A 14,975-nucleotide genomic window follows, 5' to 3' on the forward strand; every position below is an offset into this window, starting at 1 on the left:
CTGTCCCGCCGGGACGGTTCTCTTAAAAACACCATATAGATTTTTTGTACGCCGCCGCCCGCCATCGAGCAGAGTTTTACACCTAATTGGGGATAAAACAGCTCATGGCGGGCGGCGGCGTTGCCCTTATCGGCGGCACCCTCGTACCTCTGCTTGCCGGACTGTTCGGTTAAGCGGCGGGGTTAGCCTATGCAGAGCATACTTGACGCGATTAACGAATGGATAAAGGAAATCCTCATTGGAGCCATTAACGGTAATCTGTCAACTATGTTCGGGGACGTAAACGAAAAAGTCGGAACTATCGCCGCAGAGGTAGGACAAACCCCGCAGGGTGGAACGCAGGCATATTTTCCATGATACAGAGCTTGTCGGAAAATGTGATTGTACCCATTGCGGGGCTTGTTATTACCTACGTTCTATGCGTGGAGCTTATCAGCATGGTAACGGAAAAGAACAATATGCACGATATTGACACGTTCATGTTCTTTAAGTGGTTTTTCAAGGCGTGGGTAGCGGTGTATCTCGTTACCCACACCTTTACTATCACTATGGCGGTGTTCGATATGGCGCAGCACGTTGTTTCCGGCGCGGCGGGCGTGATCGGCGGCGATACGAATATCGACGTTGACGCCGCCCTCTCGTCCATGCAAGCCGGACTTGACGCTATGGAAATCCCCGAACTGCTTATGCTCGTTATGGAAACAAGCCTTGTGAGCCTTTGCATGAAAATCATGTCGGTGCTTATCACGGTTATCCTGTACGGCAGAATGATAGAAATTTACCTTTACTGTTCGGTATCGCCTATCCCGTTTGCAACTATGACCAACAGAGAGTGGGGGCAGATAGGCAACAACTACTTAAAAGCCCTGTTCGCCCTCGGTTTTCAAGGCTTCCTCATAATGATATGCGTCGGCATTTATGCGGTTTTGGTTGGCAGCATGATTGTAGCGGACAACCTGCACAGCGCGATTTTCTCCCTTGCAGCCTACACCGTGATTTTGTGCTTCTCCCTATTCAAAACAGGCACACTTGCGAAGTCAATCTTTAACGCCCATTAAAGACCGAAAGGAGGTTTTCACTTGGCGTATGTACCCGTACGACGAGGACGAGCCGGAGGAAGAAACTGACATCGCAGACACCGAACAGGAGGACGAGGAAGAATGAAACTTGTGATTTGTGAGAAACCCAGCGTCGGGGCGGCGGTTGCCGCCGCCCTTGGCGTTACGGGTAAGAAAGACGGATATATCGAAAATGACAAGTACATCATTTCTTGGTGTATCGGGCATTTGGTACAGCTTTCCGAAGCTGCCGCCTATGGGGAGCAGTACAGAAAATGGAGCTATGACAGCTTACCCATTCTGCCGCAGGAATGGCAGTACACCGTAGCCGCCGACAAGGGAAAACAATTCAAAATCTTGAAAGACCTCATGCACCGCGCCGACGTTTCGGAAGTCGTGAACGCCTGCGACGCGGGGCGCGAGGGAGAATTGATTTTCCGATTTGTCTATGAAATGGCGGGCTGCAAGAAACCCTTTACCCGTCTTTGGATTTCCTCTATGGAAACGGACGCAATTCGAAGCGGCTTTGAACATCTGAAGGACGGGCGCGGGTATGACACCCTCTATCATTCCGCACTATGCAGGGCAAAGGCTGACTGGCTTATCGGTATCAATGCGACCCGCCTTTTCTCCTGCCTGTATGGAAAGACCTTGAACGTGGGACGTGTGCAGACCCCGACCTTAAAAATGCTTGTAGACCGGGACGCTGCCATTACAAACTTCAAGAAAGAAACCTACTATCATGTGCGCCTTATGCTCCCCGGCGCAGAAGCGGCAAGCGCGAAGATCTGCGCCGCTGATGAAGCGGGCAAACTGAAAGCAGCCTGCGAAGCGTCGGCGGCTGTCTGTACTTCCCTTGTGAAAGAAAAGAAAACCATTGCCCCGCCGAAGCTCTTTGACCTTACCAGTTTACAGCGGGAAACAAACCGTATTTACGGGTACACGGCAAAGCAGACCCTTGACCTTGCACAGACCCTCTATGAAAAGAAGCTCTTGACCTATCCGAGAACGGACAGCGCATTTCTGACCGATGACATGGGAGAAACAGCGACGGGCATTATCGCGCTGCTATGCGGGAAGCTGCCCTTTATGGCGGGCATTTCCTTTACGCCGGAAGTTTCCCGCGTTCTGAACAGCAAAAAGGTATCAGACCACCACGCAATCATTCCCACTATGGAGCTTGCAAAGGCTGACCTTACCGCGCTGCCGGAAAGCGAGCGCAATATCCTTACCCTTGCCGGGGCGCGTCTGCTTATGGCGACCGCCGAGCCGTACAGTTTTGAAGCGGTAACGGCGGTTTTCTCCTGCGCCGACCATGAATTTACGGCAAAGGGAAAGGCGGTAATCGCTGCCGGGTGGAAAGACATGGAACGGCTTTACCGGGTGACCCTCAAAAAGAAGCCGGACAGCGACGACGAAAACGAACTTGTTTTAGATGTGCCGGACTTTACCGAGGGACAGACCTTTGAAAACCCTGCTGCAAAGGTTACGGAGCATGAAACGACGCCGCCGAAGCCCCACAATGAAGCGTCCTTACTTTCTGCTATGGAACGCGCTGGGAATGAGGACACCGACCCGGACGCAGAACGCCGGGGGCTTGGGACGCCCGCTACCCGCGCCGCTGTCATTGAAAAGTTAGTAAAAGGCGGCTTTATCGAGCGCAAGGGCAAGCAGCTACTTCCTACCAAAGACGGCACAAACCTTGTGTGCGTCCTGCCGGACAGCTTAACTTCTCCGCAGCTTACGGCTGCATGGGAAAACAATCTGACGCAGATTGCAAAGGGTAACGCTGACCCTGCCGCTTTCATGCAGGGTATCGAAGCAATGACGCAGGAGCTTGTAAAAACCTATGCTTCCGTGTTGGGTGAGAAACAAGAGCTTTTCAAGACAGAAAAAACAGAGCTTGGGAAGTGTCCCCGCTGCAAGTCCCTGGTCTATGAGGGAAAGAAAAACTACTACTGTTCCAACAAAGAGTGCGGCTTTACCATGTGGAAAAATGACCGCTTCTTTGAGGAACGAAAAACCGCCTTTACCCCGAAGATTGCCGCAGCACTTCTTAAATCCGGCAAGGCAACAGTTAAAAAACTGTACTCTCCGAAAACGGGCAAAACCTACGACGGAACGGTACTTTTAGCCGACACGGGCGGTAAATATGTGAATTACAAAGTAACCATTTCAAAGAACAAAGAACTTGAATAGCAAGCATAGGAAGCGGGTACCCACTTCCGTAAATCCCCCGTTTTCGTCTGCCGACGATTGCGGGGGATTTTTCTTGTTGGGAAGTTCCCAAACCCTCTGCAATTTTTCAAAATCTTTGGCAGAACAGGCGGCGCGTTGTATTTAGGAGCGTAACCACCAACGCGCAGCGTCTACGCTGCCATTTCAGAAAGGAGCGAATACATGAGCGAACAATTTTCCATTCTTATCGACAGCCGCACCCGCTTTGAAACAAGCGAACCGGGCGGCGTGTGGCTTTCCATGCCGACCACAAAGGAGCAGCTTCACGAAGCTATGCAGCGCGTCGGCATTACTGCGGATAACCCGCAGGACTTCTTTATCAACGGCTTTGCAAACACCGAGCAGCAGCCCTTTGACGTGCCGCTTCCCGTTATCCAGAGCGCAGGGCTTGACGAACTGAACTACTTAGGCAATCTGCTTGCCATGCAGCGCGACGAGGACAGGGACAAGTTTACGGCGGCGGTAGCTCTTGGGGAACGTGCCGGAAGTGTCAAAGACCTTATCAACCTTGCACAAAATCTTGACTGCTACTGGCTTTATCCCACCGTACAGAACGAAGAAGATTACGGCTATTACCTTATCGACGAACTGGACGAATTAGAACTGCCCGAAGAAGCAAAAAAGTATTTCATGTATGAGGATTACGGGCGGGACGCTGCTATCAATGACGGAGGACGCTTTACCGAACAGGGCTATATCTACAACAACAAGAACACCTTTACGGAGTGGTACAACGGCAGAGAAAGCGACATACCGAGGGAATACCGCGTTATGAGCTTCCCGCAGCCGCACCGCCCCGACCCGTCAAAGGTAGAAATGGACGCAGCCGCACCGGGACAGAAAACAGTGCAGACCATAGAGCAGCCGCAGGAGCCGCGCCCGGTTATCCCTATTGTGCTGACGAGCGAAAAACCCGCAGAGAAATTGAAAGAGATTACCGACCGTCTGGAACAGGGAATAACGGAACTCTTTGACAGCGAGCGTTACCGGGAATATCTGCGCGTCATGTCAAAATTTCATAATTACAGCTTTAACAATACGCTGCTTATCGCCATGCAGAAGCCGGACGCTTCCCTTGTTGCGGGCTTTTCCGCATGGAAAAATAATTTTGGGCGAAACGTGATAAAAGGGCAAAAAGGAATTAAAATCATTGCCCCGTCGCCTTACAAAGTCAAACAGGAAATGAAGAAAATCGACCCCCACACGCAGCAGCCTATCATTGGGAAAGACGGGAAGCCGGTTACGGAGGAAAAGGAAATCACGATACCCGCTTATAAGGTAGTGTCTGTCTTTGACGTGTCGCAGACCGAGGGGCGCGAGCTTCCCGACATTGCCGTAAATGAACTGACGGGCGACGTGGAGCGTTACAGGGATTTTTTCGCTGCCCTTGAAAAGACTTCCCCCGTTCCTATTGGCTTTGAGCAGATACCGGGTAGCTCTCATGGTTACTACCATTTGGAGGACAAGCGCATTGCCATTGACGAGGGCATGAGCGAGATTCAAACCTTGAAAACGGCGATACATGAAATCGCACACGCAAAGCTGCACGATATAGATTTGAACGCGCCGGAGAACGAACAGCAGCCCCATATTGACAGGCGTACCCGCGAAGTCGAAGCGGAAAGCGTCGCTTATACCGTCTGCCAACACTACGGGCTTGATACGTCAGACTATTCCTTTGGGTACGTCGCCGGGTGGAGCAGCGGCCGCGAGCTTTCCGAACTGAAAAGCTCCCTTGAAACAATCCGCAGCGCAGCCGCCGAGATTATCAATTCCATTGACGAAACATTAGCGGAGCTTTCAAAGGCGCAGGATAAGGAGCAGACTGCCGGACAGGAGCAGCCGGACAAAGAGGAAAACGCCGCGCCGGAGCAGCCGAAACAGGAAGCCTCCGCACAGGAAAAAGCAGCCTTTATCCCGGAAACAGTTTACCGGGTGCGCCGCAATCCTTACAGCGACAGGAAAGAGAACGCCTATCTGCTGCAAGCCTATGTAACGCAGGAAAACGGGCGGGCAAAAATGGGCGCGGTACTTTTCACAGGAACGCCCCAGAAATGCCGCGAGCTTATGGGGCAACTCAAAAGCGGCGAACTGACCGAGGGACAGGTCAAGGAGCTTTACGCAAAGGCACAGGAAACCGCTAAGACCGCCGAACAGGACAAAGGCACCTTTTCCATTTATCAGCTAAAGCATGGCGACGAAACGCGGGACTTGCGCTTTGAGCCATACGACCGCCTGCAGGCGACGGGAAATGTGGTTGATAAGGCGAACTATGAGCTTGTCTATTCCGCAGAGCTTACGCCGGGGACTTCCCTTGAAGATATTTATACCCGTTTCAATATCGACCACCCCAAAGACTTTAAGGGACACAGCCTTTCCGTTTCCGACGTGGTGGTGCTTCATCAGAACGGGCAGGACGCCGCCCACTATGTAGACAGCTTCGGCTATAAGAATGTGCCGGAGTTTTTACAGGAGCAGAAGCAGCTTACGCCCGACGAGTTGGAAACAGGCGAAACAATCAAAACGCCGCGCGGTACTTTCTATGTAACCGATATGAGCCGCGAACAAATGGAAGCCGCCGGATATGGCTTTCACCATCAATCCGACGACGGAAAATATTTAGTCATGGGAAATGGTACGCGGGCGTTTGCCATAGCAGCCGAGCAGCGGGAAAATCCCTTGAAAGCTGCCGAGCAGACCACCGAGCAAAACGAAAACATGATTGACGGGATTATCAACAATACGCCGACCGTTGACGAACTGGAAGCAAAGGTTAAGGCGGGAGAAACGATTTCCCTTGTTGACCTGGCTAACGCGGTCAAAGCCGATAAGGAGCGCGGCAAGGGCAAGCCGGAAAAGAAGCCCTCTATCCGGGCGCAGCTTAAAGCGGATAAGGAAAAGGCACAGAAGAAAGCCGCAGCGAAAACAAAAAATCACGATTTGGAGGTATGAGCATGAACAGATTTACCGTTGAGGAAACAAACCTTTTGAGCATTTACCATGAGGGAAGCAAGGCGCAGCTTACGGAGAACATCAACGCCGCGCTGCCTTACATGGACGCGGATATGCGGGAACTGGCGAAGCGCGCCCTTTCCAAAGTGGACGCGCTGACCGAGGAAGAATTTGCGGAGCTTACCATTTACGCCGCAGAGGAAGTATGAGCAGCATTAAGCGGCTTTCGCCGCCCCAGAGCCGGAAAGTCAATTCCCTTGTGCGCCGGGAGTGCTGCAACTGCGATAACGGACACTGTATTTTGCTTGACGACGGGGACGAGTGCGTATGCCCGCAGCTTATCTCTTATTCGCTGCTTTGCAAATGGTTTCGGATTGCCGTACTTCCCCTTGATAAGCTCCTGTATGCCGAGCTTTTTAAGACCGAGGATAAAAAGCGTTGTACTGTATGCGGCACGTTCTTTGTATCAAAGTCAAACAGCGTCAAATACTGCCCGGACTGCCGCAAGCGTATCACGAACAGACAGGCAGCGGAGCGCATGAGAAAACGACGCGCCCTTGTTACGCGATAAGGGCGAAAATAGCCTTGATTTACAGGGCTTGCAGCGCGTGAAAATCACTTAGGCGATACAGAATACCTTTTCCCTTAAAAACAGCTTTCTACTGCGTAACATACCAAAATCAGCACCCACAAAAAGACAGGGCGCGGGAGGTCATTACTGGCTTTCCGCGTCCTGTCTTTTTTTGCGCCTGTTTATCCGCGCTCTGTTTCCTTGCCCCGTTCCGGCTGCTTTCCTGTCTGCAAAATGCTGTCTATGTTCTGCTTGATAACGTCATATTCCCGGACTTTCTTTTTCAGCTTGCCATAATCGGCGTAAAGGGCTTCTTTCTGCGCTTGGAGTGCTTCATATTCCTTTTGCAGCGTGGCGGGATTGGGGAGCTTTGTAATGCCCGCCGTTTTGAGTGCCTTTGCCGCAGCTTCATGGAGGATAATATCGCGCTCATGTCCGGCGCGGTATCGCTCTTTGTTCTTTGCCTTGCGGTATGCGTCATAGACAGGCTTTGTCTTTTGATAAGTGGCGACGTGCTTCATCAGCACCGCCATATCTGCAAGCCGCTTTTCAACGCCCTTTAATACGTCTGCCGCCTGTTCGCTTTCTGCCGCCACTTCCTCAATCCGGCTGACTAAATCCGCGTACTGTTCAATCTTATTCTCCGTCAAGAAATTCATGGTCTTAGCTGCCTGTTTCAGATTGTGGATTTTCGCCCAGTGTTCATAGCCTTTGCTCTGCGCCGCCTTGATACTGTTTTCAATGTCAATCAGCAGGCTAACGCCGCCGCGATCTGCGCGGGGAGCTTTCGCAGCGCGGGCGCGTTTGCCCTCTATGCGTTCCCTTATGGCTTCCTCTGTATAGTCTGCGCCGAGGGTTTTAAGACGGGTAAAGCGTTCCTGTCCGGGAGCGCGGCAGGACACATATTTTCCCGGCTTTATCTCATAGCCCGCAGCTTGCAGCCGTTGTAACAATTCCTCAAAACTGGACACTTGGGGAATGAGTGCGTCAACGGCGATTTTCAGCTTGCCTTTCCGACTGGTTCCCGTTTTTTCCTCTTGATACTCTGCATAGCTCTTTCCCTTGTTTCCCTTTTTCGGGACAATGACGGATAAGCCGTTTTCCCGGCACAGCCTGTCGCTCATGTTCCGTATGCCGTAATAACTACGCTTATTGGAATTATACTTGTGGTGGTCTACAAAATTGACCGCGCAGAAAATAATGTGATTATGGACGTGTCCTTTGTCAATGTGCGTCGTCAATACATACTCATGCTGCCCTTTTGTTACCGCGTCGGCAAGCTGCTTTCCGATTTTGTGGGCGGTTTCATAATCCACTTCCCCCGGCTCAAAGGACTGTATCAGATGAAAGGCTAAATTGTTGCCCTTTTGGAGAGCTTGCGACAAGGTATATTCAAATTCAATGTCTGCCGTTTCATAGGAGCAGCCAAAAGAGGACACAAGCATTTTCCCGTCCGTCTTATCGGGATTTTGGATATAGTCAAGGGCTTTGCTCAACGTGCTTTTAATAGGCTTAATCTTTGTAACCGCCATATCTCCGCAAGCACCCCCTTTATTTCCTCTATGTCCTCTTGGTAGACGCTGCCCGTACTGTTTACGCGCTTTGCAATCTGGTTGACGTTGACACCGATTTTCTGTATCTCCGCTGTCATGGCTTTTATGTCGGTGTGGTCTACTTGGATAATGTATCCGTCAATGGCAATCTTCCTAAGATATGCCGCCATGTTCCGGGTGGGGACGAGCTTCATTTTTTCAAGAATTAAATCCCGTTCTGCTTCTGTTACTCTGAATTTGATTTGTACCGTTCTTTTGCGTCCGTCCATGCTTTCGCTCCTTTCCATTCCGAGGGTTTGGGACACTTCCCAACAAGCCATTTTCAACCGACGTGCCGCAGCGCAGGAGGGCGAAAATACGGAAGTGGGTACCCGCTTCCTATGCTTGCTACGAAAGTTTTTTCTTAATCCTTACTACAACGGAAAGCCCCGTTTTGCCAAACTTACACAAAAGAAAAACGCTGCAATCTCAAAAAGATTACAACGCTTCCTAAAGCCTATTTAGTTTTCGTTTTCGACTTCTGCAATTTCTTTCGCCGTCGCGGTAACAATCCGTATTCCTGTATCGCTCATATCATCAAGAAGCGCGTCAAGCTGCCGCCGCTTTGTGTCTTTCTCCGGCTGCGTATCTAAAAGAAACTGGTCTACGGATATATGATAGCGCAGCATAAGCTCAAAGAAAATCTGTAAACTTGGGTGCTGCCCGTTGTTCTCAATGTTTGCAAGGTAACGCGGGGAAATATACATTTCGTCGCTTACTTTCTTGCGGCTCTCTTTGCGCTCTTTCCGCGCGTTCTTTATTGCTTGCCCAAAAGCCTTGAAGTCGTACTTTTCTACTGGTCTTTTTGCCATATTCATTCACCCAGTTACATTTTACTGTTCCCCTTTCTTCTTGGATATGTCTATATACTTCCTATAACGAACCTAAATAATGCCTATTTCCGCACTTGCTATTATTCGCCATACCGTATATAATTATACTGATAAACTTTGAAGAAAGGACGGGTGGCTTATGGAATATATGTCTTGTGCAGAAGCAGCGGGCAAATGGGGCATTTCAGAAAGACGGGTGCAGAAACTTTGTGAGGGGGAGCGCATACCGGGCGTTTCAAAATTTGGTAGTATGTGGCTGATACCAAAAGACGTGGAAAAGCCAACTGATAGACGCAGAAAGGAGTTTCAACATGAATAATGTTTTAATTATCGAAGATGATAAAGAAATTTGCGTTATGATAAAAGACCATCTGGAAAAGTACAATTATCAAGTCTTCTTCACACTTACTGGTGCAAATGCGATTGAACGCATAAAAGAATTATCCCCAGATTTAATTATTTTAGATTTAATGCTTCCTTTTATCAGTGGAGATGAATTAATTAGAAATATCAGAAAATTTTCAGATGTACCTGTAATTGTTGTTTCTGCAAAAAGTTTAACATTCAACAAAGTCGAACTGCTACGCTTGGGTGCTGATGACTATTTAACAAAGCCGTTTGATTTGGACGAATTACTAGCGCGAATTGAACGCAATTTGCTAAGAAGTCAAAAAGATACTCCCCATCTTTGTTTGACCTTTGGAGAACTTTCCATTAATACATCTTCAAAAATAGTTACTGTTGCAGACGAAATTATTGTGCTTACAGCAAAAGAGTATCAACTTGTAGAACTACTGGCGAAATATCCTGATAAAGTTTTTTCTAAGCAAAATCTTTATGAAAGTATTTGGCAAGAACCATTTGCAAGGGATAATGATGTCATTAACACACATATAAGTAACTTACGAAAAAAATTAAAGGGCGAAGGCTGCCGAATTAAGACCATATGGGGCTTGGGTTACCGATTTGCAAAGTGAGCTTTAGATAATCTTTAGCTTTACCTTTAGATTATTCAAGGAATTGTCTGCGATACTAAATAACAAGAAAGGAGCTGTGAAAAAATGAACGTAACAGTTTTTGAAGCTATCAACATCACAAAAAAGTATCGCAATACACTAGCCCTAAATCAAGTATCTATGTCTGTAATGCAAGGAGATATTTATGGGTTTATCGGAGAAAACGGTGCCGGTAAAACAACAATGATTCGTTTACTAACCGGACTGGCAGAACCTACTACTGGCAAAATTGCTTTATTCGGTGAAAGCAATAAGAAACTTGCAAAGCAGCGTGAGCGCATTGGCTGTATTATTGAGAGCCCTTCTCTTTATCTTGATATGACAGCCTATGAAAATTTGGAGGTACAACGTTTGCAACGCGGTATTCCAGGAAAAGGTTGCATTGATAATGCTTTAGCATTAGTTGGTTTGAAAGATACCGGAAAGAAAAAAGCAAAAGATTTCTCTTTGGGTATGCGGCAGAGACTAGCTCTCGCAATCGCTTTGCTTGGGAATCCTGAATTTCTCGTACTAGATGAACCAATTAACGGACTAGACCCTACTGGAATTATCGAATTAAGAAACTTACTCAAAAGACTAAATAAAGAACGTGGAATCACTATTTTGATTTCAAGTCACATTCTCACGGAACTTCATCAATTAGCAAATAGATATGGTATCTTACATGAGGGGAAACTTTTACAGGAAATTACCGCTACAGAGTTAGACAAACGCTGCAAAAAGCATTTGTTGTTGCAAGTGAATGATGTAGCTGCTGCTAGTGTTTTATTGGAAAGCAAACTGAATACTTCAAATTTTTCTGTTATGCCAGACAAAAGTATTCATCTATATGATTATGTTGAAAATGCCGGAAAAGTATCAGCGTTGCTAAGTGCAAATAACATTACGATTTATCAGTTAGCACAATCTGGAGATAGTCTTGAAACTTATTACACTAATTTGATAGGAGGGTGCCAAAATGATTAACCATTTTAAAGCTGAATTTTATAAATTGCGTCACTCAAAGATATTGATAACTATATTAGGCGTATGTGCGGCGGTTATAATGGTCTCTTTTGCACTTGGTGACATGACTTTTTTTGGAGCCGGAGATGGAACAGAAAGTGTAATCGGATTTCAAGCTAAGTGTTATCTATCTAGTGAAATACCAACGTTTCAAACTGTTGCCCGCTCATCTCTTGCATATACAGCCTTTTTCTGGATTATTGGCATTTTATTTGCAACCATATTTTTTACAAAAGAATATAATACGGGTACAATCAAATTATCTGTTGCATACGGCACTAAACGAACTATTCTCTACTACACCAAAGCGATTACAATATTGGTGGTGTCTCTGATAACGTATCTGATTTTTGTAGCTACATTTTTCGTTATTGAAATCATACAATCCGGTTACATTCCAACTGCGAGTGAAGTAATAAACCTTTTGGGATGGGCTCTTGCTTGCGGAACGGTTTTATTAGCATTAGAAAGCATTTCTATTTTTTTATGTGTCGTTATTCAAAATACAGGGATTGTAACAGGGATTTGCTGCTTATATGTATTCAGTGGAGCGTCTGTTTACTTAATGCTATGGAGTGATATGGAGACGGTTTCAATACCCTTAAAATTTTTTGTATATGGAAATCCTATGTACTATTGGATGAATTTCAGCTCTTGTCGCACAATGGGTATTATTGAGCATTTACCATTCTATTTCATAGGGTGCATTTCTCTTTTGATTGTTGGCGGTCTTATTATGATTAGAAAAGAAATCAAGTAAAAGGGAGGTAGAATATGGGTTGGGCGATTATGTTTCTTGTTCTGATAGCATTGGTCATTATCCTTTCAATTTCTTTAATTAACTGGAAAATACAGATATATAAAGTAATCGTCCAACTAAATGCTATTCTGAATAGAAAAACGAAAAAGTTAGTTACAGTGTCTTTATCTGATAGGCGGTTAGAGCATTTGGTTGAAATCATAAATCAGATTGTATCAAAAGATAATATTTATCTGGGCGAAATTCAAAAAAAGGAGAATGAATTAAAAGAGAATATTTCTTGCCTTTCTCATGATTTACGGACACCACTAACTTCCATTCGCGGATATTTGCAACTTCTATCAAGTGCGCCTGATGAAAAAAGAGCGGAATATATTTCAGCATTATCCGGAAAAGCATTGAGATTAGAACGTCTCATAGATGACTTTTATCAAATCTCTCTTTTAGAAGCAGGACAATATCCATTTTACTATGAAAAGGTTGAGCTATGCTCATTGCTTACTGAAATCCTGCTAGACAATTATTCGATTTTCAGCGTTAATGGAATTGAACCCCAAATAGAAATACCTAATATGGACATCTATCTTAATGCTGACAGAAAGGCGTGTATTCGCATTATACAAAATCTTATATTCAATGCGGTAACATCCACTACAAATAATGTTGTAATTCAACTAATTAATATCGCAGATTCTGTACAACTCTGTATTAAAAATCCTGTTGCATCTATTCCTACAGAAGAATATTCAAAACTGTTGGAACGCTTTTATGTAGCAGATGTTTCAAGAAGTAATGGTACGTCTGGACAAGGACTTTACATTGTGAAAAAGCTATTACTTATGATGAATTGTACAAATCCAATAATTGAAATACATGACCATAATTTTATGATTACGATTGATTTTTCGCCCTTACTCATAAAGAAATAATCTGCCGGACGACGGCAAAAGAAAAAAAGCCGTCGCAAAGCAGAGGTATTTTCACGCGCCATTTCTAAATTACGGCGGCTTTGATTTTCAGAGCCGCCGTTTCTTTTTGCGCGACGACCCATAGCCATATAAAACGGCGGCTTTAGGAGGTAGCCGCCATGAGCGATAAACCATATCGACAATATTCTACTTTCTTTGACTTATCAAAAAAAGCCCGACCATCGCCGGGGACACTTCTACCCTTAGATATGAACTGTCAAATCATCTGAATACCGCTTTCAATTCCCTTGCGCTTGTCTGCGTCTTGCAGACAGGCGCATTTTGCATTTTCGGGAGGTTTTTTCAAAAAAGTTTCGCTTTCATTCGGCGTTTGAAAAAATCGCCTGTATTATCCCGCGAAAAGGGGAGGTACTACCTACTTTCGGCACGAAAGGAGGTGAGAACATGGAACCTAATCGCGTGGAATTTCAGAAGCAATGTATCTTTCAAAGTTTCTGTAAACGGGTGCTGCACAACGAAGCCTGCAACGCCCATGAGGAAATCCGGCGTCGCAGAGCAAAGGAAGTGTCGTTTTCCGACCTTGCCTTGCATGAGGAGCGGCAGCTTTACACGCTTGACAAGTATTTTCAAGACGAAGAAGCCGAGCCGAGCTATCAGCAGGCGGGAAAGAAAATCACGCCGAAGCTGTTGCTTGAAGCAATCCGCACTTTGCCGGAAGAAAAAAGGAAAGCTATCATGCTGTACTATTTCGAGGGCATGACCGACGTGGAGATTGGAAAGTTATTCAATACGTCGCGCAGCACGATACAGTACAGACGGACAAGCTCTTTTGAAATCTTGAAGAAATATTTGGAGGAACACGCTGATGAATGGGACGAATGGTAAACAATCTGACTTCCCGGACGTTGCCCTTGTTCCCTATCCTGTCATTGTGGCAGCGACAAAGGGCGACCCGGACGCTATGAAAATTGTCTTGCAGCACTTTAGCGGTTACATAGCGAGCCTTTCTATGAGAAAGCTCTGCGACGAGCGCGGAAACGTCTATTTTGGCGTTGACGAGGATATTCGCCAACGGCTGCAAGCAAGGCTAATGAGGGCAATCCTCACATTTAGGGCTGAATAGCTGCACCGATACCGAAACGTCTTAACCCCTTTTTCGTTTCGTATCAATCCGCAGCAGCCCCGTATGTTCCTTGACAAAGAAAGCGACGCAAGATAACGGCGACGCAGTATAGGGCAAACCGGGTACGTCCTTTTTGCGCCGAGCCATACAGAGGGTGCGCCATGACGCTATTCCCCTATCGGGAAAAGCCGAGCGAGAAACACCACGATGGAAAGCAAGTTAGCAGCTTGCGGGCGACGACACGCATTGAGGGGAGATAAGCCTTTACAGCCACAGTCCGAGCGTTCAGAGCGTCGCAGGCAATGGGTAAAGCTGCCTTAAATGAGCAGGGGTGCAATTCCCGCGAGGTTGTGCTAACAGCCGCCCGGTTAAAGCCCACTTTTTGTAACTTGACTTTTTAGCCATTTATGAAAGGGGGTATTTTCCTATGGCAAAAAAGGAAACAACAAGCCCCGCTATCCCTGTATTCCCTATGTTAAAGACCGTTGAGCAAATGAGCAAGCTTAGCGGTATCGGGGAAAATAAGCTGCGCGAGCTTATGGATAGCGGCGAGCTTGAATATATACAGAATGGAAACCGCCGTTTGATAGCTGACGCTGCAATCTGGGACTGGTATCACAGGGCAAAGACGACAGCGAAGCCCCCGGCACGACAGGGAGGTTAAGCTATGGCTATATCAACAAGGCAGGTTAAGAATAAACGCGACAGCAACGGCGTACTGACCGGGCGACCGGGAACAGTTTACGACGTGAATATCAAGTACACCGCCCCGAATGGGGAAAAGAAAACCTATTCCAAAAAGGGCTTTCCGACAAAAAAGGAAGCAACGCAGCATGAAGCAGAGATGAAAGCAAAGCTCCATAATCCGGGGCAGATTGCGTCTATCGCTTCACAGCGG

The 14,975-nt window shown here is 46.8% G+C and carries 15 protein-coding genes and 3 pseudogenes; 15 read left to right on the plus strand and 3 right to left on the minus strand.

Annotated elements, in window-relative coordinates:
* Positions 1-89: 89 nt before the first annotated feature.
* From DW059_RS13050 to DW059_RS13075, 6 genes and pseudogenes are all read left to right on the plus strand, one after another.
* A pseudogene (locus DW059_RS13050) lies at positions 90-173 on the plus strand (Maff2 family mobile element protein); the annotation flags it as partial.
* Positions 174-189: 16 nt separating this feature from the next.
* A pseudogene (locus tag DW059_RS13055) lies at positions 190-1,058 on the plus strand (VirB6/TrbL-like conjugal transfer protein, CD1112 family).
* A gap of 102 nt (positions 1,059-1,160) precedes the next feature.
* Entirely contained in the window at positions 1,161-3,257 is a 2,097-nt protein-coding gene (locus tag DW059_RS13060) for a DNA topoisomerase 3 (protein ID WP_117524143.1), read from the plus strand.
* A gap of 195 nt (positions 3,258-3,452) precedes the next feature.
* Positions 3,453-6,248 (plus strand): annotated as a pseudogene (locus tag DW059_RS13065) (YodL domain-containing protein); the annotation flags it as partial.
* On the plus strand, positions 6,245-6,457 hold the full coding sequence (locus DW059_RS13070) for a transposon-transfer assisting family protein (RefSeq protein WP_442857729.1): 213 nt from the start codon (positions 6,245-6,247) through the stop codon (positions 6,455-6,457). The pseudogene DW059_RS13065 and the gene DW059_RS13070, both read left to right, overlap by 4 nt.
* Positions 6,454-6,819 carry a cysteine-rich VLP domain-containing protein gene (locus DW059_RS13075; RefSeq protein ID WP_117524139.1) on the plus strand — a complete coding sequence of 122 codons (366 nt, stop codon included), beginning with the start codon at positions 6,454-6,456 and terminating at the stop codon, positions 6,817-6,819. Before DW059_RS13070 ends, DW059_RS13075 begins: the two co-directional genes overlap by 4 nt.
* A 182-nt stretch (positions 6,820-7,001) precedes the next feature.
* On the opposite strand, the gene DW059_RS13080 is transcribed toward DW059_RS13075, so the two are convergent.
* From DW059_RS13080 to DW059_RS13090, 3 genes are all read right to left on the minus strand, one after another.
* Positions 7,002-8,351, minus strand: coding sequence for a relaxase/mobilization nuclease domain-containing protein (locus DW059_RS13080; RefSeq protein WP_117524137.1), 1,350 nt, complete (start codon positions 8,349-8,351; stop codon positions 7,002-7,004).
* Positions 8,312-8,641: a plasmid mobilization protein gene (locus DW059_RS13085; RefSeq protein WP_117524135.1), complete on the minus strand. Its 330-nt coding sequence runs from the start codon at positions 8,639-8,641 to the stop codon at positions 8,312-8,314. Before DW059_RS13085 ends, DW059_RS13080 begins: the two co-directional genes overlap by 40 nt.
* A 231-nt stretch (positions 8,642-8,872) precedes the next feature.
* Positions 8,873-9,223, minus strand: a complete 351-nt coding sequence (locus tag DW059_RS13090) for a helix-turn-helix transcriptional regulator (protein ID WP_117524190.1) — start codon at positions 9,221-9,223, stop codon at positions 8,873-8,875.
* A gap of 160 nt (positions 9,224-9,383) precedes the next feature.
* On the opposite strand from DW059_RS13090, the gene DW059_RS16560 reads away from it, so the two are divergent.
* The 9 genes from DW059_RS16560 to DW059_RS13135 form a co-directional block, all read left to right on the plus strand.
* The gene (locus tag DW059_RS16560) at positions 9,384-9,563 is read left to right on the plus strand and encodes a helix-turn-helix domain-containing protein (RefSeq protein ID WP_015533991.1); all 180 of its coding nucleotides are present in this window, start codon (positions 9,384-9,386) and stop codon (positions 9,561-9,563) included.
* Positions 9,556-10,221, plus strand: a complete 666-nt coding sequence (locus DW059_RS13100; protein WP_117524133.1) for a response regulator transcription factor — start codon at positions 9,556-9,558, stop codon at positions 10,219-10,221. The genes DW059_RS16560 and DW059_RS13100 overlap by 8 nt, the downstream gene beginning before the upstream one ends.
* A gap of 84 nt (positions 10,222-10,305) precedes the next feature.
* A complete protein-coding gene (locus DW059_RS13105; protein WP_015533989.1) occupies positions 10,306-11,226 on the plus strand; it encodes an ATP-binding cassette domain-containing protein in 921 nt (306 codons plus the stop codon).
* On the plus strand, positions 11,219-12,025 hold the full coding sequence (locus DW059_RS13110; protein WP_055057437.1) for an ABC transporter permease: 807 nt from the start codon (positions 11,219-11,221) through the stop codon (positions 12,023-12,025). The genes DW059_RS13105 and DW059_RS13110 overlap by 8 nt, the downstream gene beginning before the upstream one ends.
* Before the next feature lie 14 nt (positions 12,026-12,039).
* Complete coding sequence (locus DW059_RS13115; protein WP_014081148.1) at positions 12,040-12,954, plus strand: sensor histidine kinase; 915 nt, start codon at positions 12,040-12,042, stop codon at positions 12,952-12,954.
* A 444-nt stretch (positions 12,955-13,398) separates the two neighbouring features.
* On the plus strand, positions 13,399-13,839 hold the full coding sequence (locus DW059_RS13120; protein WP_033120017.1) for an RNA polymerase sigma factor: 441 nt from the start codon (positions 13,399-13,401) through the stop codon (positions 13,837-13,839).
* Positions 13,820-14,077 (plus strand): helix-turn-helix domain-containing protein, encoded by a 258-nt coding sequence (locus tag DW059_RS13125; protein WP_087361314.1) that lies wholly within the window; start codon positions 13,820-13,822, stop codon positions 14,075-14,077. Before DW059_RS13120 ends, DW059_RS13125 begins: the two co-directional genes overlap by 20 nt.
* A gap of 427 nt (positions 14,078-14,504) precedes the next feature.
* Positions 14,505-14,741: a helix-turn-helix domain-containing protein gene (locus tag DW059_RS13130; RefSeq protein ID WP_117524131.1), complete on the plus strand. Its 237-nt coding sequence runs from the start codon at positions 14,505-14,507 to the stop codon at positions 14,739-14,741.
* A gap of 3 nt (positions 14,742-14,744) precedes the next feature.
* The coding region (locus tag DW059_RS13135; protein ID WP_199534359.1) for an Arm DNA-binding domain-containing protein at positions 14,745-14,975 on the plus strand (231 nt) is incomplete at its 3' end.

Source organism: Roseburia sp. AF42-8 (assembly GCF_003435965.1).
Taxonomy (GTDB): domain Bacteria; phylum Bacillota; class Clostridia; order Lachnospirales; family Lachnospiraceae; genus Roseburia_C; species Roseburia_C amylophila.

Excerpts from the sequence above, each read along its gene's own strand:
- DW059_RS13080 (WP_117524137.1), bottom strand. The coding sequence starts at position 8,351 with ATGGCGGTTACAAAGATTAAGCCTATTAAAAGCACGTTGAGCAAAGCC.
- DW059_RS13070 (WP_442857729.1), top strand. The coding sequence starts at position 6,245 with ATGAGCATGAACAGATTTACCGTTGAGGAAACAAACCTTTTGAGCATT.
- DW059_RS13110 (WP_055057437.1), top strand. The coding sequence starts at position 11,219 with ATGATTAACCATTTTAAAGCTGAATTTTATAAATTGCGTCACTCAAAG.
- DW059_RS13120 (WP_033120017.1), top strand. The coding sequence starts at position 13,399 with ATGGAACCTAATCGCGTGGAATTTCAGAAGCAATGTATCTTTCAAAGT.
- DW059_RS13105 (WP_015533989.1), top strand. The coding sequence starts at position 10,306 with ATGAACGTAACAGTTTTTGAAGCTATCAACATCACAAAAAAGTATCGC.
- DW059_RS13090 (WP_117524190.1), bottom strand. The coding sequence starts at position 9,223 with ATGGCAAAAAGACCAGTAGAAAAGTACGACTTCAAGGCTTTTGGGCAA.
- DW059_RS13130 (WP_117524131.1), top strand. The coding sequence starts at position 14,505 with ATGGCAAAAAAGGAAACAACAAGCCCCGCTATCCCTGTATTCCCTATG.
- DW059_RS13085 (WP_117524135.1), bottom strand. The coding sequence starts at position 8,641 with ATGGACGGACGCAAAAGAACGGTACAAATCAAATTCAGAGTAACAGAA.
- DW059_RS16560 (WP_015533991.1), top strand. The coding sequence starts at position 9,384 with ATGGAATATATGTCTTGTGCAGAAGCAGCGGGCAAATGGGGCATTTCA.
- DW059_RS13060 (WP_117524143.1), top strand. The coding sequence starts at position 1,161 with ATGAAACTTGTGATTTGTGAGAAACCCAGCGTCGGGGCGGCGGTTGCC.
- DW059_RS13125 (WP_087361314.1), top strand. The coding sequence starts at position 13,820 with ATGAATGGGACGAATGGTAAACAATCTGACTTCCCGGACGTTGCCCTT.
- DW059_RS13115 (WP_014081148.1), top strand. The coding sequence starts at position 12,040 with ATGGGTTGGGCGATTATGTTTCTTGTTCTGATAGCATTGGTCATTATC.
- DW059_RS13100 (WP_117524133.1), top strand. The coding sequence starts at position 9,556 with ATGAATAATGTTTTAATTATCGAAGATGATAAAGAAATTTGCGTTATG.
- DW059_RS13075 (WP_117524139.1), top strand. The coding sequence starts at position 6,454 with ATGAGCAGCATTAAGCGGCTTTCGCCGCCCCAGAGCCGGAAAGTCAAT.